Here is a 25,109-nt window from a genome sequence, read left to right as displayed (position 1 = left end):
GAGGAAGGGTCGTTTCTGGATTAAGTGCATTAACCATAATTATATTTATCACTCCAGTATTGCCGATGACTTTGCAAATGATTGATTAACGGCCAGTCTTTCTTATCTTTTGGCAATCTAAGGTACCTACCATCTAACTCTGCATATTCCGTCCCAACGAGCTGTTCAGATATTCTTATTTTTAGCTCGACATCAATCCAGAGCAAACCACGATCAAATAAAGTATGAATATCTGTTTTCAATAATAAACCATGCTGGGCGCGGGTATGCCAGGAACCGGCATAAGGTGTTATATGAGCAGCCTCTAGTAACACCTGGATAGAACAACCTGTTACCGCACATCTGCCGTCATAAGCTTCGATTAGTTTTCGTCTAAATACGGGCTGTCCTTCCCGAACAATGACTTCACGTAAAGCCTTTAGACGGATGTCACCTTCATCCTCCGGCGACTCCGTGAATAATTCATTCCTCATTTCAAGTACTAACCGATCATATGGCCTTGAGGCAGCAATCTGAACTGGCGTTCTCCCATCATCGCCAATATCCCATATACCGTGCAGTTCTTGGATATATAGTTCATACCGTGTATTTCGTAGGTTTCCTGTACGAAACAACACGTCGTATGGATTGCCCTGGTCGGTACGAGCGCTTTTACGGCTACCAAGATATCGATAACGTGAATTGCTATTAACAGTTAATGCATCCAGTTGAATGCGAATCTCGGTTTCTTTCAGAGTGGCGTTGCTGTTACGGATCCACTTAACAATATTTGCAGCAGAGGCGGAACCGAGTTGTGTCACGGCATACCATACACGTAGATATTGTGGATAGTGCATTTCTTCAGGGATGATACCCGACTCACTAGCAACAAATGTTGAGAAATTATGATGACGCATCCACTCTCCCCATTGGCGAGAATGTGTACTAATACCTATACGATGTGGTTCGCGTTTACCAATTTCGTCATTAAATTCCTGTCGGGAGGGGGCTCGGCCTAGTTTCTCATAAAGTTCATCACAACACTCCCATACAGCCCGTACCAACGGCCCTTGTGGATATCCATCTTTGCGCAGATTCATAAGTATTCTCCGTCAACGAGCTTATCCTGAGATGAGTGATATGCAACTCTGGCATAAAATGCGCCATAATTCATCAGGCTTTTATGAGCGATAAGCGGAAGTTCGCAGTCTTGCCGCTGTATCCTGTTCGAATAGCCAATCACTAGTGTAGTGGTTTAAATCGACGAGGTACTCGCGACAAGAGATTTCTTGTTTGTCAGTAATGCTATTGTTCTTTATCAGGGAGGTGATGAGTGGAAGATATACTTTTTGTGATGAGCTGGATTAAGGATCATCATGTGGTGTCATTAACTTTTGGAGTCTTATCTGCAATTTTATGGATTAAATCTGCCACAGCAAAAGTAGAGCTAGGCAAAAAAATTGTCATGGTCACATATGAAGAGCCCGAACTTAATGTAAACCTCCATGATTTCTTCGCCACTGCGCGGCTTCAATCTAAGTACAATTCATTTGCGGCATTGTCTGCGGCTGCAACAGCGCTATCCCAGATTCTTGGTTTGTAATGCAGGCCTGCCCCCATTGATTAATATCCAGTGGTATTGGCCCTGTCCGCTCCTGGCACGGAGCGGACAGGGTAACTGGGTTGGAGGTCCGCTCTGAGCGATCTGCGGACACTACTAACAGCGTTCTGTGTGAATCAACGCGGAGCAGGTCAAGGCAAGAAGTCTCTGGTAAGTCGGGTCCTTAACGGAAAGCGCACGCTAACGCTGGATCATATGCGCGCGCTGGCGAAGCGTTTTGGCGTGCCGGTGGGTGCATTTATGGGGAATTGATTTGGATGGAATTCTACTAGGTATTAAGAAAAAAGTGACGCAGCCATCCTATTTGACGTTAAACGTTGGCTCAACATTTGCGCCATCTGCTCGAAATGGCTCGCCTACATTATCAGAGTAGTAACGAGGATAAATATATAGCGGCTATAACCTTACGGTAATGCAACGTGCTTGTCGGTCACCTACCGCGGCGCACAGTTCAGGTCGGTGTTGAACCAGTAAATGTTACAGCTGTTCTGGTCACCAAGATGTTCCCCTGCGCCAGCGGGATCCAGGTTTCATTCAGGTCGTAAATGTAAGTACGACATAGGCCAGCATCCTGCAGCAGGCGGTAATCCTGCCACAGGAATGGGTCTAACCGATCGGATAGACATAATTAAATTTTATAAAAATGCTGTTTCGCCACTACCAATTTTCTTCACTTCAAGCCCTTTAAATTTGATGCCAATCCCATGTTCCTCATCTAAGTTGGTCGAGAACATGAACCCAAATTCATTGTCCTCATCTGGGGATAGATAAACTTTCAGCAAAATCAAGTCTTTTGCATCCGCACCATAAATACGCTTGCTATATGCTTGGGTTTCAGTTGCGATTTTCTCGAAAAAATCTTTCTGTTTCTTAATAAGAAAATCGATGTCTTTTTTCATTTTTTCATCGACCGAATCAGATTCAAGGTTTATGCACTGGACGAGAGAAGGACCAAATACCGATAATACTAAATCTACTGAAATACCTTCATCGTCTTCATAAAAATCCAGTTCAAGTGACATTGCGCCCCCTATTTTATTTGCAACTCAATGAGTTGGCTGTTTTCTTAGTTTCAAAAGACTCGTACTTAACCCCGTGATATTTTCAAATTGACCTATAGAACCTCAATGCGAGAAAGACACAACGAAGTACAGTAATTTTTTCTCTAATGAAACATTAACCATCAGGGGATAAAAAAAGAGCCGGTAAGGATTATTTCCCAACCGACCATTTACAATACATAAGTTACTTTCTTGAGAACGGGAAAAGACATTCCCTAAAAGAAGCTTCCTTCACTTCACTTTGAAATTCTCGACCATTTTCAAGTTCTAATTTATCTAATTTAGCCAAAACAAACCTTTCGTTCTCAGCATGACCTTTATTATAAAAATCAATAGATTGCTGCCCTAAATCATCAATCTCTAATAGTTTAGAAAAAATAGAGTTAATCAGAGGACTACCTGCATACATTACAGACTCGGTTTCCTCACATGAAAATTTTAAATACATTATCGCTTTTTTTAAGGCGACTACTTCACTTTGACTTAAAGTCAATTTTTTTTCTCGGTTATCAGCCACATCTACCTCCTCTAGACTTTATTTGTTCCTGATTCATCTTCAGTCGTTGCTCATAAGGTAAATGGGATACAATATCATAAGGATTTTTACCTGCATGAAGTACCTCACCTAATTTCAACCGGCCTGAATGAATGTATTCTAATTCGGAACTCTGGATAATGTTACCCATTTGGGAATTATCAGCTTTGAATATAATTGAATAGTCGCCACGTCCTGCATGTAATGGATCGTTAATGAAAATATCTCTCATTGCATCCTGAGGTGACATTAATATATCAGTAACATAAACCTTACCTTTTGAGTTAGGTTCAATAACTCCGGTATTCATGATGCGATCTAAGCCAGCCTTATCCGTATAATGGATAAATACATCTTCCCCGCTTAAGCCCCAAGGATCGATCCAAGATAGCGGATTCGGCGCATACTGATAAAGGTTCCACCCGCCATTCAACCCAATCGGATCCTGCACAATAAACCGCCCGACCTGCGGGTCGTAGTAGCGGAACAGGTTATAGTGCAGCCCCGTTTCACCATCCGCATACTGCCCGGCGTAGCGAAGCGGCTGGCGCGCCATCGCCGTGCGATTCACAACCCGTGAGAACCCTTCGCTCTGGTGGCGTACCTCGCCAAAGCTGCCGTACTGGCCGCTCCAGCGCACCGCGCCGCGCTCGTCGGTCACTTCCAGCGGCGCGCCGTTCAGGTCGGTGTTGAACCAGTAAATCTCACCGCTGCTCTGGTCACGAAGATGATCCACCCGCGCCAGTGGGCTCCAGGCCTCATTCGGATCGTATACATAGGTGCTGCACAGCCCGCTCTCCTGCTGCTCCTGCAGCAGGCGGTAGCCCTGCCACAGGAAGCGGGTGTCGGTGGTGCCGTGCGTCGTGGTGACGATTTTGCGCGTGCGGCGGCCCAGCGCGTCGTAGTGATAGCGCGCCTCAAACCGCCCTTCCGGCCCGGTTCCCCGGGCGGACACCAGACGGTTCTCGGCGTCATACGCATAATGCTGTTCATACAGCCCGTTGCGGCGGCTGACCAGGTTACCCCAATGGTCGTATTTCATGAACAGCGCCTGCCAGTGCTGCAGGCGGTTATCCGTGACCGGTACCGCATCGTCACTGGCGGCGAGGTTATCCGCGGCGTCGTAGCTGAACTGCGCGCGGCTGTGCCCCTGTCGGGCCTCGTAGTGCTTCAGCAGGCGCCCTTCGGCGTCGTAGCCGTAGTCAACCTCACCGCGCAGGGTGTCGCTGACGCCGGAAAGCTCACCGCGCGCGGTATAGCGATACAGGCGTTCCAGTATCGCCTGCTCCGGCAGGGTCACGTCCGTGCTCAATTCGCTGCGCTGCAGGGTGCGTCTGCCGAGGCTGTCATACTGACGGAGCTGCTCGCGCGCGCCCTGGGTGCGGCGAACTTCACGGTGCAGGCGGTCGCGGGTGAACTCTGTCACCAGCTGCTGCCCGAAGCGGATGGCGCTGACGTGGCCGGAGCCGTAGTGCAGCCAGGCCAGCTTTTGCTCGCCGGGCAGCGTCAGGCCGGTCAGGTTGCTCAGGGCATCCCATTCGTAGCTTACCTCACCGTTAATACCGGACTCGCTCAGCACGCGCCCGGCGGCGTCGTGGCGGTAAGCGATCTCATCGCTTTCGATACCCAGGGCAACGCCTTCAGCGGTTGGCGTGCGGCGGATGCGGGCGATCTGGCCGCTCAGGTCGCGGAAGTAGCGGTACTCCGCGTGGCGCTGAGTGCGCCCGATCAGCAGGCCGCTGTCGTCATAGCTGAACTGCTGGACGCGACGGGCGATGCCGCCGTCGGCGGCAGGCCGGCCGTTTTCTTCGAGCGCGCAGAGGAACCCTCGCGCGTCCCATTCCATATGGCGCACGGTCTCGTCCGGGCGCGTTTCGCTGAGCGGGCGACCCACGGCGTCGTAGGTGAAGCGATATTCCCCTCCGTTGCCGTTATCGAGTCGCAGCAGGTTACCGCGCGGGTCGTAGCGCCACTGGCGCACGCGGCCAATACGGTCGGTAAGGCTGACCGGGAGGCCGAGCGCGTTATAGATCCAGCTCACCTCGCTTTCCAGCGGGTCGCGCCAGCCCGTGAGCTGGCCGCGTTCGTTCCACACCAGCGCCTCGCGGCTGCCGTCCGGGTGGATAACGGCGCTCAGCAGCCCGGCGTTGTTCCACTCCCGGCGCGTAATGTTCCCTTCCGCATCCTCGCTGGCAATCAGCTGCCCGAAGCGGTCGTAGGTGAAGCGGGTCACGCTGCCGGAGCAGTCGGTGCGCTGCGTCAGCAGCCCCAGGTGGTTCCAGACCAGGCGCACCACGCCGCCCGTGGCGTCGGTGATGCTCTCCGGCAGGTTTTCTTCTTCGTCGGGATAGCGATACGCGGTGGCGCTACCGGCCGGATCCGTCTCCGAGAGCAGGCGACCGCGAAGATCGTACATGGCCTGCGATGAGGTGCCGTCCGGGTACACCGTGTGGGTGATGCGGTCGGTCAGACGATACCAGTGATACTCCGTGCGGCGGCCCGCCGGATCCGTCTCGCTGGTCATGCGGCCGTATTTGTCCCACGTGCTGCGGCGCATCGCCCCGCCGGGCAGGATGACGTCGCAGAGCTCGCCGTCGCGGTAAACAAACGTCGTCTGGCGACCGTCGTAATCCGTGAAGCGCGCGACGTTGTCATCGTCATCCACCAGCCAGTGCGCCTGCGCGCCGTCTTCGCGGGTCGCACGGCGGGTGCCGTTATCAAAATCGTATTCGAACGTCAGCTGTTCGCCGCCGCTGTGGCGGAAGCCGACCACGCGCGGCAGACCGTCAATCTCCCGCCAGCGGTATTCGCTCAGCAGGCCGTTGGCGTCCTCGTGGGCGCTCATCAGCCCGTCCTGCCAGCGGAAGCGTCGGCGCACGCTACCGCCCCGGCCGGTCACACTGACCAGCTGGCGCTGTTCATCATAAGCGTAACTGACCAGGCAGATCTCGTCATCCAGCCAGGCGCCGACGAGCCTGTCGCGGTCGTAGCGGCAGACCACGCGCTGGCCCGCGCTGTCGGTCAGGGCATGCAGGGTATTATCCGCATTCCACTCGAAGAGGATAGCGTTGTCGCAGGGTTCAGAGATGCGCTGAAGCAGCGACGGGGCATCCTCCCGCAGCGGCGCATAGTGCCAGCGCTCGCCGCTGACGTCATACACCGACCAGCTGTCGTCCTGGTGGTGTTCAAGCCAGTTCTTTTCGCTTTCACAGTAGGTGCGCATCCCTTTCGGGACCTTCGGGAAGGCGACGTAATCGCCGGACGGCGCGCGCCACACCAGGCCGTCCTGATAAGGCTCCAGGCGGCTTTCCCAGAACAGGCTCCATCCGCGGCCCAGCACGCTGTCGCCGGGGTTGCCGCTGCGCCAGTAGCGCTGCCAGCGCACAGGAAGACGGGAAGGCAGGATGAAGTCCAGCTCATCATCCCCGCTGAGAAACTTCTGTCCGCTGACGATATCCACCGGGCGGGCGATGATCCCCGCGGCGGCCACGCCGGTCATCAGCGTGCCGGCGCGGCAGGCGATACGGGCCAGCTTGTTGATCCCGGGGATTTTCCCCAGCAGCTTAGAGAGCGCCCCGACTTTGCCGGCGGCACCGCCCCACCCGCCAATCAACCCGGCGAACAGCAGGGTAAGATCGGAGACTTTATACAGCCACTCGGGGACTTCAGACTGAATGGGCAGGGTTTGCTGCGGATCGCCGCCGATAATGACGTTGTCCGAACCGGTCATCACCTTGGCATCGCAGGTGGTGCGATCCCCGATGCGGGCCGCAGGCAGGCCGTTAATGGAAACACGCGAGGAGCCTTCGGCCATCTGCTGCGAGCCGTCGTCAGAGCACTTTACCGCGCTGTCCGTGGCCATGGCGGCGGGTTTACCGTTGATAAACACATTGGGCGAGCCGGAGGTGATGACGCCTTTCTTCGTCATGCTGGATGCCCCGGCGTCCGCGATGCTGTCCCGGGCGGCGGTTGCCAGCTCCCCGGTGTAGTATCCCACGGCCAGGCTGGCGCCGACGAGCAGGACGCCCACGCCAAGGCAGGATGCGCCGAGTCCCGCAATAAACATCGCCCCCGCCAGAATGCCCCCGGCGGCGGCAATCAGGCCCCCGACAATCGTTCCGGCAATCATCCCGGCCAGCGCACCGGAGTGGCCGATATCATCACCTACGCGTGCAGCCTCAAACATAACAACGGTCCCTGGTGTTAATGGTGGAAGCGGAAGCTCCTGAGAAGATCGCCAAACAGCGCGCCGTCGGCATCGCCCGGCGCGCGAGTGCAGGTCATGGTGAACACCAGAATTTTATCGTTCTCGACGTTAAATACGGCCTGCTGCTGCCAGATGCGTTTCCCGTCGCGCAGGTAGCTTGCATGGACGGTTTCACCCTGCAAAAGGCCGTCGCCCAGCGTCGCGGCGCTGCGCTCATCCTGCTTCCAGCCCTTGATGTGTTTTGCCATCAGGGCGAGCTGGCGATCGATATACGCGGCAAGCGCTTCGCCGGGGTTGAGGGCATCGCGGGAGATGTTGAACGCTGGCGCATCCGCAGCGGGCGGCGCGAATACGTTGACGGTACGATCCTGATAACCTTCAGGAAAAGCGATCAGTCCTTCACTGAAAAGGCACTGCGAAGTTGGTTCTGACATTGAGCGGGTCCCACCACATTTTTTCAGAAGCGGTAAGTTTCGCATATGTGTTTAAGGCTGACTATCCCCAGATTATTGCTCCGCGGACACCCTCGCCGAACGGAAAAACAGCGGCCGTTAGCCCGGCCCCTCGCTCCCCGTCGCCAGCAGCGGCACCACCACGTCGCTGATGGGCACCGCAATGCCATGTTTGCGGCCGTAGCGCTGGATGACGCCGTTACGGATATCCCACTCCATCGGGCGATCCGCCTGGCGGTCGGCGAGAATCGACGTACCCAGGTCCTCAGGCGCTTGCTGGAAGTTCGTCAGGATCTCCTGCGCCACGTCATCGTTCAGCTTCGCCCCCTCAGCGCGGGCGACGGTCAGCCCTTCGCGCAGGTAGGCCAGGGCCAGCTCGCTGATATCCTCGCGCCTGAACATCCCGGCGCGGCGGTTGGCCAGCACCATCAGCCCGGCGACCGCGTTTTGCAGCAGCTTGCGCCAGGCGACGGTGGGGAAATCTTCCGAGAGCTCAACCGCGCAGCGCGTATTACGAAGCGCTTCGACCACCCGCTGCGCCTGCGGCGCGTCCGGCAGCGTCAGTCGCGGTTTGGCGCGCAGCCAGACGGAGGCATCCGGCTCGCGCTGCGCCGGGAACCAGACCACCGACGGCAGCACCATTGCGCCACTGACCAAAGGCTCAAGCTGCGCCTTCTGCTCTACGCCGTTTTGCAGCGCGCAGACCACGGTATTTTCATCGCACAGCGCGCGCAGCCACCCGGCGCTGTCGGAATTTTGCGTCGTTTTTACCGCCACAAAAACAAGAGCTGCGGGGCGAGTAATGACGGACGGATCGGTGAATACCGGCCCAGGCACCACCGTTTCACCCTCGTCGTAGCGCAAACGCAGCTCAGGATGCGCGGTGCGTCCGCACAGCAGCGGCGTGCGGCCCGCGTCATGCAACACCGCGGCAATGGTGGTGCCAATCGCACCGGGACCAATCAGCGCAATGGTTGGATGGTCAGACATGAGTCACTCCCCTTTTGCTAAGCCTGCTATCAGTTATACCACCCTGAGACGAGCGCGCCACACCCGTTGTCTATACTCAACATTCACAGACAACGGAGTGCGCCATGCCTTTACCTGATTTCAAATCCTCTGAACCGTTCACCCTCGGCATCGAACTCGAACTGCAGGTGGTTAACCCGCCGGGCTACGATCTGAGCCAGGACTCCTCCGCGCTCATTGCCGCCGTCAAAGACGACATCAAAGGCGGCGAAGTCAAACACGACATCACCGAAAGCATGCTCGAAATCGCCACCGGCGTGTGCCAGAACATCGACCAGGCGGCGGCACAGTTCTCGGTGATGCAGCAGAGCATCCTGCGCGCGGCGGCGGATCAGCACATTCAGATCTGCGGCGGCGGGACGCACCCGTTCCAGAAGTGGCAGCGTCAGGAGGTGTGCGACGACGAGCGCTATAACGTCACGCTGGAGCGCTTTGGCTACCTGATTTTGCAGGCAACGGTGTTCGGACAGCACGTGCACGTCGGCTGCCGGACCGGGGATGACGCCATTTATCTCCTGCACGGCCTGTCGCGCTTCGTGCCGCACTTTATCGCCCTGGCGGCCGCCTCGCCGTACATGCAGGGCACCGATACGAAGTTCTCCTCGTCGCGGCTCAACATCTTCTCCGGGTTCCCGGATAACGGCCAGATGCCGTGGGTTAACAGCTGGCAGGAGTTCGAAGGGCTGTTTCGCCGCCTGAGCGCTACCAGCATGATCGACAGCATTAAAGATCTGCACTGGGACATCCGCCCCAGCCCGCACTTTGGTACCGTCGAGGTACGGGTGATGGATACCCCGCTGACGCTCGGCCACGCGATTAATATCGCCGGGCTGATCCAGGCGACGTCCCACTGGCTGCTGACCACGCGGCCGTATAAGCATCAGGAGCGGGATTTTCTGCTGTACCGCTTTAACCGTTTTCAGGCGTGTCGCTACGGGCTGGAGGGGGTTCTGACGGACGTGCATACCGGCGAGCACAAAACCGTGGCGGAGGATATCGCCTGGCTGCTGGAGCAGGTGGCGCCGTCGGCCGAGAAGCTCGGCGCAACGAGCGCCATCAAGGAAATTGCCCTGCTGTTAAAGCAGGGCAAGAGCGAGGCGCAGCGCATGCGGGACTTCATCGCCGACGGCGGCTCGCTGATTTCTCTGGTTCAGAAGCACTGCGAGCTGTGGGCGACGAGTCCGTAAGGCCGTGGCCACACTCGCGCAGGCGCTGGAACAGCACGAACAGCGCGGGGATAAACACAATCCCTACCACGGTTGCCACCAGCATGCCGCTGAACACCGTGGTGCCAATGATGCGGCGGCTCTGAGCACCCGCCCCGGTCGCCAGCATCATCGGCAGGACGCCGATGATGAACGACACGGCGGTCATCATCACCGCGCGGAAGCGGCGCGATGCCCCTTCCCGCGCGGCATCGACAATCGCCATCCCGTCCATCCGCCGCGCGCGGGCGAACTCCACGATAAGAATCGCGTTTTTCGCCGCTAACGCGATCAGCAAGACCAGACCGATCTGCACGTACACGTCGTTGGCGTAGCCCGCCAGCCATAGCCACACCAGCGCCCCGCCGATGGCGAACAGCACCGAGAGCATCACGCTCGCCGGGAGCGTCCAGCTCTCGTACTGGGCGACGAGGAACAGCCACGCCATCACCACCGCCGCCAGCACAATCCATACCGCCTGGTTGCCGGTCTGCTGCTCCTGATACGACATGCCGCTCCAGGCGTAGTCGTACCCGGCAGGCAGGCTCTGCGCCAGAATTTCGCCCATCGCCGCCATCGCGGTGCTGCTGCTTACCCCTTCCGCTGCCGAACCGCTTACCGATACCGACGGGAACTGGTTGTACTGCTGAATAAATGGCGCGCCGACGGTCGGCGTGATGGTGACGAGGTTGCTCAGACGCACCCGCTCGCCGCTGTTGCTGCGCACGAACAGCTCGCTGATTTGCTCCGCGCGCTCGCGCCACTGCATCTCGTTCTGCATCACCACGTGGTAAACGCGGTTGTTGACGCTGAAATCCCCGGCGCGGGTGCCGCCGAAGGCGGTTTGCAGGCTGCTGAAGATGCGCGACACCGGCACGTCGAGCCGGGCCGCACGCTCGCGGTCAACGGTCAGCGTCAGCTGCGGCACGTTGCTGCTCCAGGTGGTGAACACGCGGCTCAGCTGCGGATGCTGGTTGGCTTTCGCCAGCACCTCACGCGTGACGCGCTCCAGCTCCGCCGGGCTCTGCCCCGCCTGCGCCTGAATGCGCAGGTCGAAGCCAGAGGCGTTGCCCAGCCCCGGCAGCGTCGGCGGCGCGAAGGTCATGATGGTCGCTTCCGGCAGGGCCAGCAGCTGGCGCTGAAGGGTGCCCATCACCTCGTCCAGCGGCGGGCGCTCGCTCCAGTCCTTCAGCATGATGGAGATAAACCCGCCGTTCGACGCGCTGGTGCCGTTAAGGATGTTAAACCCGGAGACCTGAATCACGTCTTCCACCGCCGGGTTTTTAGCGATCAGCTCGCGCGCGGAGGTCATCACCGCTTCGGTGCGCTCCAGCGAGGCCGCCTCCGGCAGCTGGACGCTGGCGAAGAAGTAGCCCTGATCTTCCTGGGGCAGAAAGCCCTTTGGCATCGACATAAAGCTGAACGCCACCACTGCCGCCGCGCCTGCGGTGGCCAGCAGCGCCAGCCACGGACGCCGGTTGAACACGCTCACTATCCGGGTGTAAAGCGTGCGCGTGGCGTCCAGCCCACGGTTGAACCCACGGAAAATCGCGGCAGGCTTCGCCGGACGCGGGCGCAGTAGCATCGCGCAGAGCGCGGGCGTCAGGGTCAGCGCCACCAGGCTTGAGAGCGTGACGGCGGTGGAGAGCGTCACCGCGAACTGGCGGTACAGCTCGCCCACAATTCCCGGCAGGAGCGCCACCGGCACAAACACCGCCAGCAGCACCAGCGTGGTAGCAATCACCGGCCCGGCAATCTGGCGCAGCGCCAGCGCGGTCGCTGCCGTGCGGCTCTGCCCTTCCGCCATCAGGGTTTCGACGCTCTCAACCACCACGATGGCATCATCCACCACCATGGTCAGCGCCAGAATAATGGCGAACAGGCTCAGCGTGTTGGCGGAGTAGCCGAGCGCGTAGAGCACCGCAAAGGTGCCCACCAGCGACACCGGAATGGCGAGGGCGACAATCAGCGTCGCGCGCCAGCTTTGCAGGAACAGGGAAACGACCACCACAACCGCCAGCATGGTCAGCGCCAGCGAGACGCCAATCTCTTTAATGGTGGCGGCAACGAAGGTGGTGGTGTCGAATTTTACCTCGTAGACCAGGTCGTCCGGGAAGCGCGTCGAGAGACGCTCCAGCTCCGCGCGCACCGCGTCGGCCACGCGCAGGGCGTTGGCGGACGGCGTTGGGTAGATGCCAAGGTAAGCAGAGTCATGCCCGTTCAGCTGGGCGCCCGAGCTGTAGCTGCGCGAACCGAGCTCGATGGTGGCGACGTCCTTCAGGCGCACCAGCTGGCCCATCTCCCCGGCGCGAATAATGATGTCGGCAAAGTCTTCGGCCTGGCTTAAGCGCCCCAGACCGTTGATGGTCAGCGTCTGCTGCAGGCCATTGAATACCGGTGGCGTACCGATCTGGCCCGCCGCTCCCTGCACGTTCTGCTCGCGCAGCGCCTGCGCCACGTCATCGGTGGTCACGTTCAGGGCGTTCATGCGGTCCGGCCGCAGCCAGATGCGCATGCTGTAGTCGCGCGCGCCGAACATCTGCACCTGCCCCACGCCCGGCAGACGCGACAGCGCCTCGCGCACCTGGGTGCTGGCGTAGTTACTAACGAACAGCGGCGTGTGGGTGTTGTTCGGTGAGTAAAGGCTTACTCCCATCATCAGGTTGGTGGCGCGCTTGCGCACCTGCACGCCGTTTTGCTGTGCCTCGGTCGGCAGCTGCGCCACGGCCTGCGCCACGCGGTTTTGCACGTCGATGGCGGCGAGGTCCGGATCGGTCCCTGCCGCAAAGGTGATGTTCAGGCTGTAGCTACCTTCATCCGAACTGGTGGACTCCATATAGAGCATGTGATCCACCCCGTTAAGCTGCGTCTCCAGCGGCGTGGCGATGGCCTCCGCCACGTCAGCCGAGCTGGCGCCCGGCCAGCTGGCGGACACATTCACCACCGGCGGGGTGATCTGCGGATACTGCTCTACCGGAATGATCCTCAGCGCGATGGCCCCCAGCAGGGTGATGACCAGCGCAATCACCATCGCGAAGCGCGGGCGTTTGATGAAAAACGTCAGCATGATGGCTCCTTAATTGAGTATCTGGACGGCAGCGCCGGGCTGCACGCGCTGCGCGCCGTCGGTAATCGCTCGCTCACCGGGCTTCACGCCGGAGGCAATCTGAAACTGCTGGCCGATCTGGCCGGCCACGTTTAGCGGGCGCCTTTCGGCGTTGCCGTGGGCATTAACGACCCAGGCGAAGAACCCGGCGCCGTTCTGCTGGACCGCGGCGGCAGGCAGCGTCAGCACCGGCTGCTCGCTTGCCGGACGCAAATAGACATTCACGTTGCCGCCGGGCAGCAGCTGGTGGCGCGGGTTAGCAAACTCGGCGCGCAGCATCACGCTGGCGGTGCGCGGATCGATCCGGTTGTCCACGGAGGTAAGTTCCCCGCCGACGCGCTGGCCGTTGCTGTCGATCAGCGCCTGCCAGGCCTGCTTCATGGCGCTGATATCCGCGTGCTGTCCGGCTTTGGTGGCAAACGCGCCCTCTTCCAGCGCAAAGGCGATGCGGATGGGATCGAGCTGCACCACCTCCACCAGCACGCCGCTGGCAGGATTCACCAGGCTGCCCACGTGGAACTGGCTGTGGCCCACGCGACCGTCAATCGGCGAGGTGATGCGGGTGTAGTTCAGGGTGACGCTGCGGGTGTCGAGCCGGGCTTTCGCCTGCTCCAGCGCGGCGCTCGCCACGTCGCGCTGCATGCGGGCATTATCCACGTCGTGACGGCTGATGGCGTTGCTGCTGCCCAGGCTTTCGAAGCGGGAAAGCTGCTGCTGCGCCTGACGCAGCGTGGCTTCGGCGCTTCTCACTTCAGCCTGCGCCAGACGCAGGGCAGCGCGTGGCTCGGCGTCGTCCAGCTCGAACAGCACGTCGCCTTTTTTCACGTACTGCCCGTCGCGGAAGTTGATTTTCGTTATCACGCCTTCCGTACGCGCGCGCAGCTCAACGGTGTGAATGGCTTCGATGCGGCCCGGGATCTGGCGCTCGGCGGCATGGGCGGTCTGCTCCACGGTGGCGACGCGAACGGGGATCGCGGCGGCGAAGACGGGTTGCAGGGTACTGACAAGAAGGGCGAACAGGAGTGGAAGTTTCATGGGAGTACCTCAGCGTTGTTTCTCCCCTCACCCCGGCCCTCTCCCCAAAGGGGCGAGGGTTAGGGTGAGGGGTAAGATTTTCGTTATGCAGCCTTACGGAACCTGCGGGTCAGTCGCTTCTCGATTTCGACGACGAAGAACATCACCCCAGCCACCGCCAGCGTCACGAACCAGTAGCGCAGCGGCAGCGCTTCGGTGCCGAACAGCATCTGCATAAACGGCAGGTAGATAATGGCCGCCTGGAGCAGGAACAGTACGCCCGTCACCAGCCAGATCCCTTTGTTCGCCAGCAGGCCGCGGTTGAGGGAGAACCCTTCGGTGTTGCGGCAGTTAATCATGTACACCCACTGGGCGCAGACCAGCATCTGCAGCAGCACGGTGCGGATGAACTCCGCGCTGTGCCCGCGCGGGGCCAGCCAGGCTTCAAGCGCAAAGGCGGCGATGGCAATCATGGTGCCGACGAAGGCCACGCGCCATACGGCGTAGGCATCCATCACGTGCTGCCCGGTCTGGCGCGGCGGGCGGCGCATGATGTTGCGCTCGGCGGCCTCAAAGGCCAGGCCGAAGGAGAGCGTGGCGGAGGTCGCCATGTTCATCCACAGAATCAGCACTGGCGTTAGCGGAATGATGTTCCCCGCCAGCAGCGCAATCACAATCAGCAGCCCCTGCGCCAGGTTGGTCGGCATGATGAACAGGATGGTTTTCTTCAGGTTGTCGTAAACGCGACGCCCCTCTTTCACCGCGCTGGCGATGGTGGCGAAGTTATCATCCGTCAGGACCATGTCCGCCGCCTCTTTGGTGACTTCCGTGCCCTTAATGCCCATCGCGATGCCGACGTCCGCCTGGCGCAGCGCCGGGGCATCGTTTACGCCGTCACCGGTCATGCCGACGATTTCACCTTTGTCCTGTAGCGCTTTCACCAGGCGCAGCTTATGCTCCGGGCTGGTACGGGCGAAGATGTCATACTTCACCGCCGCTTCCGCCAGCTCGGCGTCGTCCATTTTCTCCAGCTGATAGCCCGTGACCGCCTGCTCGCTGTTGCTGATCCCCAGCATCTGGCCGATGCTCATCGCCGTCTGCGGGTGATCGCCGGTGATCATCTTGACGCGGATCCCCGCCTGCTGGCAGGCGTTAATCGCATCAATCGCTTCCGGGCGCGGCGGATCCATCATTCCGGCAATGCCGAGGAAAATCAGGCCGTGGCTCAGGTCGTCGTGCGTTAACGCCTGTTCGCCGTTCGCCGGCTTGAACGCCGCGGCAACCATGCGCAGCCCCTGACGCGCATAGCGCTCCATCTCCGTTTCCCAGTACGCGCGGTTGAAGGCTTCCGCACCGTTGCGCGTCTGCTGCTGGTTGCACAGGGCGAAAATGACGTCCGGCGCGCCGGTAATCAAAATCTGATCCTCACCGCCAATCTGGTAGTGGGTGCTCATGTACTTATACTGCGAGTCGAACGGAATCTTATTAACCAGCGTGGTCATCACCGGCTCAAGGTTAGCTTTCGCCGCCAGCACCTTCAGTGCGCCCTCGGTCGGCCCACCGGTAATGCCCCACAGGCCGCGCTCGTCCTGAATCAGCTGGCTGTCGTTGCACAGGTCAACGGTGCGCAGGTACTGCTCCAGCACGGTGCCCGGCTGGATCTGCACCGGCTCGTCGCTGCCTTCCAGGTAGATATTGCCTACCGGCTCGTAGCTGTTACCGTCCACGCGGTAGCAGACGTCGGCGGTGATAATGGCTTTTACCGTCATCTCGTTCATGGTCAGGGTCCCGGTTTTATCCGAGCAGACCACGGTCATCGCGCCCAGCGTTTCAACCGTCGGCAGCTTGCGGATAATCGCCCGCTTGCGTGCCATCGCCTGTACGCCCAGGGAGAGGATGATGGAGATAATCGCCGGCAGGCCTTCCGGTACGGAGGCGACCGCCAGGCTGATCAGGGAGAGCAGCAGCTCGCCCATCGGGATCTCGCGGAACATCAGGCTGAAGACGAACAGCGCGGCCATCATCGCCAGAATAATGACGAAGATGGCTTTACCGAGCTTGTCCATCTGCACCAGCAGCGGGGTACGGTGCTTTTCAATGCCTGCCATCATCTGGTTGATGTGGCCGAGTTCCGTATCCTTACCGGTCGCGGTGACCACGCCGACGCCGCCGCCTGCGCTCACGGTCGTCCCGGAAAAAACCATATTGGTGCGGTCGCCCAGCGGTAATTCGCCGCTCAGCGAATTCGTGTGTTTATCCACCACGGTGGACTCACCGGTCAGAATCGCCTCCTCCACGCGTAAATTATGCGCTTCGATTAAACGCATATCCGCCGGAATACGATCCCCCGCGCGCAATACAATAATATCGCCCGGAACTATTTCAGTTGTGGGTATAGTTTCATGATTGCCGTTACGAATAACGCGCGCCTCGCTGGAGAGCATATTGCGAATACTCTTCAGGGATTTTTCCGCATTGCTTTCCTGAATATGGCCAATTAGCGCATTGATGACCGCCACGCCCAAAATTACCAGCGTATCGACCCAGTGACCCATTACCGCCGTTAATACCGCGGCGGCCAGCAGAACGTAAATCAGCACATCGTTAAAATGGGCCAAAAAACGCAGCCAGGCGGGTTTACCTTTTTTCTCCGGCAGCGCGTTCGGCCCTGTTTTTTGCAGACGCGCCTGCGCCTCTGCACGATCCAGACCGCTGGCCTGGCTCTGCACGTGGGTAAGCACCTGCTCTGCGGTCTGCTGGTATGCCAGCCCGCCGGAAGGCGGCACGTTTGGGGAGTATTTTTTTTCGGTCATCATATTTTTCCTTCAATATCCGGTGAACAGAAGCCTGAATTCCTTTCTGGCTTAAATAAATTGATTTTAAAGTCTTGCGGGTAAAATTGATCTACCGCAATATATTTACCACTGGGTTATTCAAAATTGATTAAAATTATTTCGACGAGCTGATTTTTACAAAATATTTCTAAACCAATCCTAAACGAGGGGGAACCATGTTTGGTATTTATCGCGGACGGCGCCTGGCGTTATACATTGTCGCAGCCATTGTTATTGCGACGTTAATTGGATATAGCACCTATATGTTTGTAAAATTATTTTCGTGATGCAGACATTTATTTACATAGCGCGATATTAATTTAATCATCAGGATTAAATTATTCTCCTTCCGCGCATTATTCTTCGGGGGAAGGAATTATTTAATTAAAAAAGGGCCGACGGGTTGATATTGCTTTACGTTAAAGGATGCCGGACAATGACATTTTTAACTGACGATTAACATTACGATGAAACACCCGTTGGAATCGCTGCTGACTGCGGGGGGCATTTTATTGATGGCCCTGATCTCTTGCTTACTGCTACCCGCGCCGTCGCTGGGTCTGGTGCTGGCGCAGAAGCTGGTTCAAACCTTTCATATGGTCGACCTGAACCAGCTCTACACCATTTTGTTCTGCGTGTGGTTTTTACTGCTCGGCGCTATCGAATTCTTCATCCTGCGTTTCGTCTGGCGCCGCTGGTTTTCACTGGCGTCGTAGGCCAATAAAAAAGCCGGGTAGCAGCGATGCCTTACCCGGCCTTTGTTTCGTCAATTTCAATGCGCCCGACTATGGTTCTCTTTGCGGTAAGCCCCGGGCGGCTGATGGAAGGTGCGGGTAAAGATGCGCGTAAACGTCTGCTGCGATTCAAAGCCGTAGCGCAGGCAGATTTCGTACACGCGCTCGTCAGATTCACGCAGATCCCGCGCCGCCAGCAGCAGCTTGCGCTCGCGGATGTAGCGCCCCAGGCTTTCGCCTTTGTACTGCATAAACAGCCGCTGTAAATGCCACTTGGAGTAACCCGCGTGGCGGGCGATCTCTTCGATGCGTAGCGGCTGGTGTAGGTTGTCATCGATCCATTCGACAATCGTATCAATGACCTGAGCGGAAATCGTCATGCTGCTCTCCCCCTCTGTTTCTTGGTTCAACATTATTCCCACCACTCACGAAATTGTTGCGTGCTATCGCTCACCCGGACCGGCTCACCCAGCTCCGGCGTCAGCAGCCGATAATTTTTGTCCTTGCTGGCCCGCGCCAGCTGGATCAGCGGATCGTTCCAGGTGTGTTTCGCCAGCACGAAACGTCCGTTATGCCCCGGCACCACCGCTTTCGCATTGAGGTCCGCCGAGGCCTGCGCCGTTTCATCCGGCAGCATGTGGATGTACTTCCAGTCCTGGTCGTACTGGCCGTTTTCCATGATGGCTAAATCCACTTCACCAAACTGTTCGCCGATGGCCTTAAAGTGCGGGCCATAACCGGAATCGCCGCTGTAGTAGACCTTCTGCTCTCGCGTGACAAACATGAAGCTGCCCCACAGGGTCTGGTCACGCTTAATGCCGCGCCCCGAGAAGTGGCGCGCGGGCAGGACGTGAACCGTCAGCGCATCGCTGATGTGCACCGACTGGTTCCAGTCCCGTTCGTCGATAATCTCAGGCTTCATTCCCCAGTAGCGCAGGTGGGATCCCACGCCGAGCGGCGTGACGACGCGCTTCACCTTCGGCAGCAGCGCCCGGATGGTGGCGTAGTCCAGATGGTCGTAGTGATCGTGCGAGATAATCAGCAGGTCGATTTCCGGCATGCTCTCCGCGCGCCACGGATACTCTCCCGCAAACGCTTTATTGAGGAACGAGAACGGCGCGGCGTAGTTGCCGAGGACCGGGTCGATCAGAATGCGTTTTCCCGCCAGTTGCATATACCACGAGGAGTGGCCGAGCCACACCAGCGTATCCTGCTCCAGAGGCAGGCTCGCCAGATCGGTTTTCACCAGCGGCAGCGGCTGCGCCGGACGAGCGTTTTCGGTTTTACGGGTCAGGAACTGCCACCACGCCACCAGCATGTTTTGCTGCCCGGTAAAGCCAGGCGTCGGGAGCGCGTTGTGGAACTTCCCGTCGCGATAGTGCGGAGAAGCCTCCACTTCCGTAAGCTGCGCACCCTGCGGCGGCTGGCCAAATCCGGCATTCAGAACAAACGGTAAACTCGCAGCTGAAGCAATAATCATGAGGAACACCACGCAGATGAAGAGAGGCTTTTTCATATCCTGACCCGAAAACGCGCGCCATCCGATGGTTTACGCGGGGGAAACTTGATTATGAGTGAGTAAGCACTCATTATAGATATGATGATAAAGTCGTCAAGACGTTTTCGATCTTTGACATTCCGCGTTGCAGCGTGTCAAAGCACGTGTTTCAATCAGGGTTTTTATAATTGAAAGGGGGAAAAATTTAGTGGCACGTCCGAAGAGTGAAGATAAAAAACAGGCCTTACTGGAAGCCGCGACGGTGGCATTTGCACAGTCAGGTATTGCCGCCTCAACGGCGTTAATTGCCCGTAATGCGGGCGTCGCTGAAGGCACGCTGTTTCGCTACTTTGCTACTAAAGACGATCTGCTGAATGCCCTTTACCTGCACCTCAAGCAGGATCTCTGCCAGACCATGCTGGCGAACCTCGATCGCACCCTCACGCTTCCTAAAGAGCATACCCGCAATATCTGGAACAGCTACGTGGACTGGGGGATTCGTAACCCCGTGGCGCATGCGGCAATCCGCCAGATTGGCGTGAGTGAAAAGCTAAGCGCTGAAACGGAACAGGCGGTGAAAGAGATGTTTCCGGAACTTCACGAGCTATGCCGTCGTTCGGTGCGCCCGGTGTTTATGTCCGATGAATTCAAAACGTTTGGCGATGCGCTTTTCTTATCGCTGGCGGAAACCACCATGGAGTTTGCCACCCGCGATCCGTCCCGCGCTACCGATTTTAAAGCGCTGGGTTTCGAAGCCATGTGGCGCGGGCTGGCTCAGGAGGATAACGATGGACAGTAAATCCCTGCAGGCGCACGCAAAACGCGTCGCGCTGGAGATGCCTTTCACCGAACACTGCTGGCCGTTTGGCCCCGAGTACGACGTGTTTAAGGTGGGCGGGAAAATTTTTATGCTGATGGCCACCGCGCACGGACGCCCCCACGTTAGCCTGAAATCCGACCCGGAAAAATCCCTGTTAAATCAGCACATTTACCGTGGCGTTGAGCCGGGTTACCACCTCAATAAAAAACACTGGATTTCGCTCTACGGCACCGAGGACATCACGCCAGAACTGGTCGCCGACCTAATCGCGGATTCGTGGAACCTGGTCGTCGATAAGCTGCCGAAAAAAGACCAGAAATGGATACGCCCTGCCTGATTGTTCGTCTGTGCCGAACAGTATAACCGCTCGAATCGCACTTATCTTTTGCCGCTTCGCGCGGTAATCTGCTCTCCTTTCGCGCCCGCGCACGGGCGAATTTCATTACCAGGAGTAGTTATGGATATCATTTCTGTCGCCCTGAAACGCCACTCTACCAAGGCGTTCGACCCAACCAAAAAACTGACCGCTGAAGAAGCAGAGAAAATCAAAACCCTGCTGCAGTACAGCCCGTCCAGCACCAACTCCCAGCCGTGGCACTTCATTGTGGCCAGCACCGAGGAAGGTAAAGCCCGCGTGGCGAAATCCGCGGCGGGCACTTACGTGTTCAACGAACGCAAAATGCTGGACGCCTCTCACGTGGTGGTGTTCTGCGCGAAAACCGCGATGGACGACGCCTGGCTTGAGCGCGTCGTTGATCAGGAAGAGGCTGATGGCCGTTTCGCCACGCCAGAAGCCAAAGCCGCGAACCACAAGGGCCGCACCTATTTCGCCGATATGCACCGCGTGGATCTGAAAGATGACGACCAGTGGATGGCGAAACAGGTTTACCTGAACGTCGGTAACTTCCTGCTGGGCGTGGCCGCGATGGGCCTGGACGCGGTGCCGATTGAAGGCTTTGACGCGGCGATTCTGGATGAAGAGTTTGGCCTGAAAGAGAAAGGCTTCACCAGCCTGGTGGTGGTGCCAGTTGGGCATCACAGCGTGGAAGATTTTAACGCCACGCTGCCGAAGTCTCGTCTGCCGCTGAGCACGATTGTGACCGAGTGCTGATTCAAACGGGTCGCTGCACGCGGCCCGTTACGTTTTACTGATGACCAGCCTGCGGTGTGGATGTACATCGCGATCGCTTCCCCAGGCAAAGGCAATCCAGCGCTCTTCCAGCTCGGCGTAAGAGTTTACGGGCGTTAACGTCCATTCTTCTCCCACTGTACCGTCTGCTACGCTAATGCGATAGTTCATGGTGAACGCCCAGTCGATCATGCGCAGCCAGAACCGTTGCCCGTCCCCCGTTTGCTCGCTGTCGGAGACTACGATGTCGTATTCGCTGAGCACCCACTGGAAAAATAATTGCGGTAATCCGCTTATTACGCGCTGGTGGACGGCGCGCGGGGTACGCCATACCATCACCTGCGTGGCGGCACCGTGGGGAAAGGTAATTTCTTTATGAAATGTAAGCTTCACGGCATACGCCGTATAAGGCTTACCGTCATCGGTAGTCACGAGACGATATTCATCACCATAACGCGATTTTAAAAGCCGGTATCCGACAGGCAGCAAGAACCCCGGCAGATGAAAATCCGCAGTACCCCGCGCCAGAAATGCTTCGGTATGTTCGACGTTTCGGGAGATAAGCCCGAGTTTTTGGCTGAACTCTGCGGAATCAATCATTAGTGGCGACATTAGTTGTTTCTCATCGCATAAGTATAGTCAACTTAACTTCCAATAGAAATCGCGTAAATTCAGTAAGTTGATTAAGCGTCAATAGAGCGTAATCTGCGGATGCTTTATCCCGCACACCAGCGCATAACGCGTTAATGTATCAAGACTCGCCCGGGTAATATTCGCTTCCATTCTTGATACCGTTGGTGCGCTGACGCCCATCCGCTCCGCCACCTGGGCGCGCGTCAGGCCAGCATGATTGCGCCATTGCGCCAGCATCTCCCGCAAACGCTCCTTGCGCTCTTCTGCATCAAAGGAAGCCTGAACCTCTGAATCGCTTAACAGTTCAGCCCTGAGTTCATCCCAGTCAATAATCTTCTTGCTCATCCAACATCTCCTGTTGTCGCTTCAGTGCCAGACGAAGTTCAGCAGAGGGCGTTTTTTGCGTCTTCTTAACAAACACGCGCAAAAGAAAAATCGTCTTTTCCCGCTGGTAAACATAGATACCTCGGGTATGGATCAGCCCAACGGTCCTTATTTCAAACAGGCCATGCGGCAATGGTTTGCTGTCAGGTTCCCGAAGAGCCGTCGGGTTTAAACGCAATTTATCAAGCTGGCGAATCAGCTTCGCCTTCACCCCAGCAGGCAGTAAGAGAATCTCTTCCCTTACCGCCTCATGAACGATAAGTCTGAACACGATATTTCATCCCTGATGATATTAGCACATAAGGCAATTTGCATTAAAGGCTAATTTAGCTTTTCGTGTCCCACCTTACCCATTTTTAACAGGAAGAACCGGAGCCGCTTTGATTACCTGAAAGCGCCTCGCAAAAAACTTACTTCCCCTGCGCCGCCAGCCATTCCATCGCCCTTTCCCCCGCCTCATCCACCGGGAGATACACCAGTAGCCGCGATCCGTTTCGCGGCGCGGAGTACCAGTACATCTGCTGCAGCGTAAAATCTCCCAGTTCTGGATGGGTAAACAGCTTGAGCTGGTTCTCTACGCCGCGCACGTCGTTGCGCTGGTGCCACAGGGTTTTGAACTCTTCGGACACCGCGAAGAAGCGCGCCAGCTTGGCCTCCCACAGCGGATCGCCCCGGTGTTCGGCCATCGCCGCGCGAAAATAGGAGACAAAGATGGGCAGCACGTCGTCGCGTCTGCCGAGTCGCGCGCGCCACGCCGGATGCGTGAGGAACAGATAAATACAGTTGCGGTCTTCCGGCGGGATGGCGTTGAAATCGACGCCCATGAGATGCCCGAAGCTGTCATTCCACGCGACGATGTCGAAGTTGGGCTTCTGAATGCTGGCGGGTTTAGGCATCAGGGTATCGAGCAGTCGGCGCGTGCCTTCGCTGATGCCCTCGCAGCAGACCGCCTGCGGGGCTTCACCCGGCGGCAAGCCGGCGAGCACGAAAAGATGCCGGGCCTCGGTCGGGGTGCACTGCAGCGCTTTTGCGATGGCGGCCATCACTGCGCTGGAGGGGTTGACGTCCCTGCCCTGCTCAAGCCAGGTGTACCAGGTCACGCCCACGTCAGCGAGCATCGCCACCTCTTCCCGGCGCAGGCCCGGCGTGCGCCGCCGACCGCTGCGCGGCAGGCCGAGACGCTGGGGATCGAGGCTTTCCCGCCGGGCGCGTAAAAATGCCCCCAGCTGTTTTCGGGTGTCATCCTGAAGTGAGGTGACGGGTTCAGACATCAAGGCCATAAATCCCCCTGCATGGTAGTGCCAGTACCAGTATAAGCAAGAACTGGTACCCGTTTATCAGATGGTTGATGCTACGACCATCTGATGAATGACGCAATGGAGTTACCATGAATACGTCAGTTGTTTCACCGGGTCGCGCAGGCCTGATATTGCTGTTAACCGGCCAGATGCTGCCGATGATTGATACCTCAATCACCAACGTGGCGCTGGACGCCATCACCCACTCGCTGCACGCCACCGCCACCGAGCTGGAGCTCATTGTCGCTCTCTACGGCGTGGCCTTTGCCGTCTGCCTTGCGCTCGGCAGCAAGCTGGGGGATAACCGTGGCCGCCGTCGCCTGTTTATGTGGGGCGTGGCAGTTTTTGGGCTGGCCTCGCTGCTGTGCGGGATGGCGGGAAATATTGAACTACTGCTGGCCGCACGCATCGTTCAGGGCGCGGGGGCAGCGCTCATCATGCCGCAGATCCTCGCCACGCTGCACGTCACGCTAAAAGGGAGCGCCCACGCGAAAGCCATTAGCCTGTTTGGCGGCATTGGCGGGATTGCGTTTATCGTCGGGCAGATGGGCGGCGGCTGGCTGGTGTCGGCGGATATCGCCGGGCTGGGCTGGCGTAACGCCTTCTTTATCAACGTGCCGATTTGTCTGGTGGTGCTGGCGTTAAGCCGCCGCTACGTGCCGGAAACCCGTCGCGAAACGCCGTCGCGCATCGACTGGACAGGCACCGTGCTGCTGGCCCTCATTCTTTGCTGCCTGCTGTTCCCGATGGCGCTCGGTCCGCAGTGGCACTGGCCGTGGTCGCTGAAGGTTATGCTTCTTGCCATTATTCCGCTGGCCTGGCTGATGGCGCAGAACGCACGCAAAAAGGAGCGAGAGAATGCCCATCCGCTGATCCCGCCACGCCTGCTTCAGCTTCGCAGCGTTCGCTTTGGCATCGTGATTGCGCTGCTCTTTTTCAGCGTCTGGTCCGGGTTTATGTTCTGTATGGCGCTGACCATGCAGACCGGTCTGGGGATGGCGCCGTGGCAGTCCGGGAACAGCTTTATCGCCCTGGGCGTGACCTATTTTATCTCTGCCTGGTTCGCGCCGCGGTTGATTGCCCGCTACAGTACCAGCACGATTCTGCTGACGGGTCTGGCAATTCAGATAATCGGCCTGCTGGCGCTCATCGCGACGTTCCGGCTTTGGGGCGTGAACAATACCGCGCTGACGCTGGCCCCTGCCACCGGGCTGGTGGGCTACGGTCAGGCGCTGATTGTAAACAGCTTCTACCGCATCGGGATGCGCGACATCCAGCCTGACGACGCAGGGGCCGCAAGCGCCATTCTCAGCACGCTGCAGCAGGCCGCGCTGGGTCTGGGACCGGCCATTTTCGGGGCGATTTTGCTGCACGGGCTGCAGCATTACTACGGGGATTACGTGCAGGCGATTAACCTTTTCCTGGCGGTGGAAACCGGCCTGATGGTTATCCTGGCGCTGGCGACGCTGCGCATGCGTCATCGTCTCTGCCTGCCGGTAGTGAAGGTCTGTGAGGCCGCCAAATAACCCTGTGAATTTGCATAATAGATCCGCAGCCGCCATTATGGGGC

23 protein-coding genes are annotated in these 25,109 nt (G+C 58.0%); 8 read left to right on the top strand and 15 right to left on the bottom strand.

Annotated elements, in window-relative coordinates:
• Window positions 1-29: 29 nt before the first annotated feature.
• On the bottom strand, window positions 30-1,079 hold the full coding sequence (locus IM314_RS10405) for an HNH endonuclease (protein WP_193359284.1): 1,050 nt from the start codon (window positions 1,077-1,079) through the stop codon (window positions 30-32).
• A gap of 233 nt (window positions 1,080-1,312) precedes the next feature.
• Between IM314_RS10405 and IM314_RS10400 the strand changes: the two genes are divergently transcribed.
• Both IM314_RS10400 and IM314_RS10395 read left to right on the top strand, forming a co-directional pair.
• Entirely contained in the window at window positions 1,313-1,582 is a 270-nt protein-coding gene (locus IM314_RS10400; protein WP_041910988.1) for a hypothetical protein, read from the top strand.
• 129 nt (window positions 1,583-1,711) lie between these two features.
• The gene (locus IM314_RS10395; RefSeq protein ID WP_369797268.1) at window positions 1,712-1,852 is read left to right on the top strand and encodes a helix-turn-helix domain-containing protein; all 141 of its coding nucleotides are present in this window, start codon (window positions 1,712-1,714) and stop codon (window positions 1,850-1,852) included.
• A gap of 383 nt (window positions 1,853-2,235) precedes the next feature.
• On the opposite strand, the gene IM314_RS10390 is transcribed toward IM314_RS10395, so the two are convergent.
• From IM314_RS10390 to IM314_RS10370, 5 genes are all read right to left on the bottom strand, one after another.
• Window positions 2,236-2,622: a hypothetical protein gene (locus IM314_RS10390; protein WP_041910989.1), complete on the bottom strand. Its 387-nt coding sequence runs from the start codon at window positions 2,620-2,622 to the stop codon at window positions 2,236-2,238.
• A gap of 223 nt (window positions 2,623-2,845) precedes the next feature.
• Window positions 2,846-3,178: a hypothetical protein gene (locus IM314_RS10385; protein ID WP_193359285.1), complete on the bottom strand. Its 333-nt coding sequence runs from the start codon at window positions 3,176-3,178 to the stop codon at window positions 2,846-2,848.
• On the bottom strand, window positions 3,171-7,382 hold the full coding sequence (locus tag IM314_RS10380) for an RHS repeat-associated core domain-containing protein (RefSeq protein WP_193359286.1): 4,212 nt from the start codon (window positions 7,380-7,382) through the stop codon (window positions 3,171-3,173). Before IM314_RS10380 ends, IM314_RS10385 begins: the two co-directional genes overlap by 8 nt.
• Before the next feature lie 17 nt (window positions 7,383-7,399).
• On the bottom strand, window positions 7,400-7,837 hold the full coding sequence (locus tag IM314_RS10375) for a DcrB-related protein (protein ID WP_060573728.1): 438 nt from the start codon (window positions 7,835-7,837) through the stop codon (window positions 7,400-7,402).
• A 117-nt stretch (window positions 7,838-7,954) separates the two neighbouring features.
• A complete protein-coding gene (locus tag IM314_RS10370) occupies window positions 7,955-8,845 on the bottom strand; it encodes an oxidoreductase (protein ID WP_193359287.1) in 891 nt (296 codons plus the stop codon).
• A gap of 104 nt (window positions 8,846-8,949) precedes the next feature.
• On the opposite strand from IM314_RS10370, the gene IM314_RS10365 reads away from it, so the two are divergent.
• Window positions 8,950-10,071, top strand: a complete 1,122-nt coding sequence (locus IM314_RS10365; protein WP_163333301.1) for a YbdK family carboxylate-amine ligase — start codon at window positions 8,950-8,952, stop codon at window positions 10,069-10,071.
• On the opposite strand, the gene IM314_RS10360 is transcribed toward IM314_RS10365, so the two are convergent.
• From IM314_RS10360 to IM314_RS10350, 3 genes are all read right to left on the bottom strand, one after another.
• Window positions 10,001-13,156, bottom strand: a complete 3,156-nt coding sequence (locus IM314_RS10360; RefSeq protein WP_193359288.1) for an efflux RND transporter permease subunit — start codon at window positions 13,154-13,156, stop codon at window positions 10,001-10,003. The two genes, IM314_RS10365 and IM314_RS10360, sit on opposite strands and share 71 nt — an antisense overlap.
• Before the next feature lie 9 nt (window positions 13,157-13,165).
• Window positions 13,166-14,230 (bottom strand): efflux RND transporter periplasmic adaptor subunit, encoded by a 1,065-nt coding sequence (locus IM314_RS10355; protein WP_193359289.1) that lies wholly within the window; start codon window positions 14,228-14,230, stop codon window positions 13,166-13,168.
• Window positions 14,231-14,313: 83 nt separating this feature from the next.
• Complete coding sequence (locus IM314_RS10350; protein ID WP_193359300.1) at window positions 14,314-17,022, bottom strand: cation-transporting P-type ATPase; 2,709 nt, start codon at window positions 17,020-17,022, stop codon at window positions 14,314-14,316.
• Window positions 17,023-17,510: 488 nt separating this feature from the next.
• Between IM314_RS10350 and IM314_RS10345 the strand changes: the two genes are divergently transcribed.
• Entirely contained in the window at window positions 17,511-17,759 is a 249-nt protein-coding gene (locus IM314_RS10345; RefSeq protein WP_041910998.1) for a DUF1158 domain-containing protein, read from the top strand.
• 56 nt (window positions 17,760-17,815) lie between these two features.
• Here IM314_RS10345 and IM314_RS10340 read toward each other — a convergent pair whose 3' ends face one another.
• Together IM314_RS10340 and IM314_RS10335 are read right to left on the bottom strand one after the other, a co-directional pair.
• Complete coding sequence (locus IM314_RS10340; RefSeq protein WP_028012253.1) at window positions 17,816-18,157, bottom strand: RamA family antibiotic efflux transcriptional regulator; 342 nt, start codon at window positions 18,155-18,157, stop codon at window positions 17,816-17,818.
• 32 nt (window positions 18,158-18,189) lie between these two features.
• Window positions 18,190-19,293, bottom strand: a complete 1,104-nt coding sequence (locus IM314_RS10335) for a RomA family MBL fold metallo-hydrolase (RefSeq protein WP_047362673.1) — start codon at window positions 19,291-19,293, stop codon at window positions 18,190-18,192.
• A 190-nt stretch (window positions 19,294-19,483) separates the two neighbouring features.
• On the opposite strand from IM314_RS10335, the gene IM314_RS10330 reads away from it, so the two are divergent.
• From IM314_RS10330 to nfsB, 3 genes are all read left to right on the top strand, one after another.
• Window positions 19,484-20,074, top strand: a complete 591-nt coding sequence (locus tag IM314_RS10330; protein ID WP_028012251.1) for a TetR/AcrR family transcriptional regulator — start codon at window positions 19,484-19,486, stop codon at window positions 20,072-20,074.
• A complete protein-coding gene (locus IM314_RS10325) occupies window positions 20,064-20,432 on the top strand; it encodes an MmcQ/YjbR family DNA-binding protein (RefSeq protein WP_136486460.1) in 369 nt (122 codons plus the stop codon). The genes IM314_RS10330 and IM314_RS10325 overlap by 11 nt, the downstream gene beginning before the upstream one ends.
• A gap of 120 nt (window positions 20,433-20,552) precedes the next feature.
• Entirely contained in the window at window positions 20,553-21,206 is a 654-nt protein-coding gene (gene nfsB, locus IM314_RS10320; protein WP_193359290.1) for an oxygen-insensitive NAD(P)H nitroreductase, read from the top strand.
• A 27-nt stretch (window positions 21,207-21,233) separates the two neighbouring features.
• Here nfsB and IM314_RS10315 read toward each other — a convergent pair whose 3' ends face one another.
• The 4 genes from IM314_RS10315 to IM314_RS10300 all read right to left on the bottom strand — a co-directional run bounded on the left by IM314_RS10315 (window position 21,234) and on the right by IM314_RS10300 (window position 23,521).
• Window positions 21,234-21,836 (bottom strand): hypothetical protein, encoded by a 603-nt coding sequence (locus IM314_RS10315; RefSeq protein ID WP_045260722.1) that lies wholly within the window; start codon window positions 21,834-21,836, stop codon window positions 21,234-21,236.
• Window positions 21,837-21,914: 78 nt separating this feature from the next.
• Window positions 21,915-22,202, bottom strand: a complete 288-nt coding sequence (locus IM314_RS10310) for a helix-turn-helix domain-containing protein (RefSeq protein WP_028012247.1) — start codon at window positions 22,200-22,202, stop codon at window positions 21,915-21,917.
• A complete protein-coding gene (locus tag IM314_RS10305; RefSeq protein ID WP_028012246.1) occupies window positions 22,183-22,512 on the bottom strand; it encodes a type II toxin-antitoxin system RelE/ParE family toxin in 330 nt (109 codons plus the stop codon). The genes IM314_RS10310 and IM314_RS10305 overlap by 20 nt, the downstream gene beginning before the upstream one ends.
• Window positions 22,513-22,651: 139 nt before the next feature.
• Window positions 22,652-23,521, bottom strand: coding sequence for a helix-turn-helix transcriptional regulator (locus IM314_RS10300; RefSeq protein WP_047367648.1), 870 nt, complete (start codon window positions 23,519-23,521; stop codon window positions 22,652-22,654).
• 107 nt (window positions 23,522-23,628) lie between these two features.
• Between IM314_RS10300 and IM314_RS10295 the strand changes: the two genes are divergently transcribed.
• Window positions 23,629-25,065, top strand: coding sequence for an MFS transporter (locus IM314_RS10295; protein ID WP_193359291.1), 1,437 nt, complete (start codon window positions 23,629-23,631; stop codon window positions 25,063-25,065).
• Window positions 25,066-25,109 lie beyond the last annotated feature (44 nt).

It is taken from the genome of Enterobacter cloacae complex sp. P42RS, assembly GCF_014930595.1.
GTDB classification, from domain to species: Bacteria; Pseudomonadota; Gammaproteobacteria; order Enterobacterales; family Enterobacteriaceae; genus Enterobacter; species Enterobacter bugandensis.
The sequence above is the reverse complement of the archived record's forward strand: the minus strand, read 5'-3'. Positions and strand labels throughout refer to the sequence as shown.

What these genes read in the sequence shown, in the direction of transcription:
- IM314_RS10405 (WP_193359284.1), bottom strand. Translation starts at nt 1,079, where the DNA reads ATGAATCTGCGCAAAGATGGATATCCACAAGGGCCGTTGGTACGGGCT.
- IM314_RS10390 (WP_041910989.1), bottom strand. Translation starts at nt 2,622, where the DNA reads ATGTCACTTGAACTGGATTTTTATGAAGACGATGAAGGTATTTCAGTA.
- IM314_RS10380 (WP_193359286.1), bottom strand. Translation starts at nt 7,382, where the DNA reads ATGTTTGAGGCTGCACGCGTAGGTGATGATATCGGCCACTCCGGTGCG.
- IM314_RS10375 (WP_060573728.1), bottom strand. Translation starts at nt 7,837, where the DNA reads ATGTCAGAACCAACTTCGCAGTGCCTTTTCAGTGAAGGACTGATCGCT.
- IM314_RS10370 (WP_193359287.1), bottom strand. Translation starts at nt 8,845, where the DNA reads ATGTCTGACCATCCAACCATTGCGCTGATTGGTCCCGGTGCGATTGGC.
- IM314_RS10365 (WP_163333301.1), top strand. Translation starts at nt 8,950, where the DNA reads ATGCCTTTACCTGATTTCAAATCCTCTGAACCGTTCACCCTCGGCATC.
- IM314_RS10360 (WP_193359288.1), bottom strand. Translation starts at nt 13,156, where the DNA reads ATGCTGACGTTTTTCATCAAACGCCCGCGCTTCGCGATGGTGATTGCG.
- IM314_RS10355 (WP_193359289.1), bottom strand. Translation starts at nt 14,230, where the DNA reads ATGAAACTTCCACTCCTGTTCGCCCTTCTTGTCAGTACCCTGCAACCC.
- IM314_RS10350 (WP_193359300.1), bottom strand. Translation starts at nt 17,022, where the DNA reads ATGACCGAAAAAAAATACTCCCCAAACGTGCCGCCTTCCGGCGGGCTG.
- IM314_RS10345 (WP_041910998.1), top strand. Translation starts at nt 17,511, where the DNA reads ATGAAACACCCGTTGGAATCGCTGCTGACTGCGGGGGGCATTTTATTG.
- IM314_RS10340 (WP_028012253.1), bottom strand. Translation starts at nt 18,157, where the DNA reads ATGACGATTTCCGCTCAGGTCATTGATACGATTGTCGAATGGATCGAT.
- IM314_RS10335 (WP_047362673.1), bottom strand. Translation starts at nt 19,293, where the DNA reads ATGAAAAAGCCTCTCTTCATCTGCGTGGTGTTCCTCATGATTATTGCT.
- IM314_RS10325 (WP_136486460.1), top strand. Translation starts at nt 20,064, where the DNA reads ATGGACAGTAAATCCCTGCAGGCGCACGCAAAACGCGTCGCGCTGGAG.
- nfsB (WP_193359290.1), top strand. Translation starts at nt 20,553, where the DNA reads ATGGATATCATTTCTGTCGCCCTGAAACGCCACTCTACCAAGGCGTTC.
- IM314_RS10315 (WP_045260722.1), bottom strand. Translation starts at nt 21,836, where the DNA reads ATGTCGCCACTAATGATTGATTCCGCAGAGTTCAGCCAAAAACTCGGG.
- IM314_RS10310 (WP_028012247.1), bottom strand. Translation starts at nt 22,202, where the DNA reads ATGAGCAAGAAGATTATTGACTGGGATGAACTCAGGGCTGAACTGTTA.
- IM314_RS10300 (WP_047367648.1), bottom strand. Translation starts at nt 23,521, where the DNA reads ATGGCCTTGATGTCTGAACCCGTCACCTCACTTCAGGATGACACCCGA.
- IM314_RS10295 (WP_193359291.1), top strand. Translation starts at nt 23,629, where the DNA reads ATGAATACGTCAGTTGTTTCACCGGGTCGCGCAGGCCTGATATTGCTG.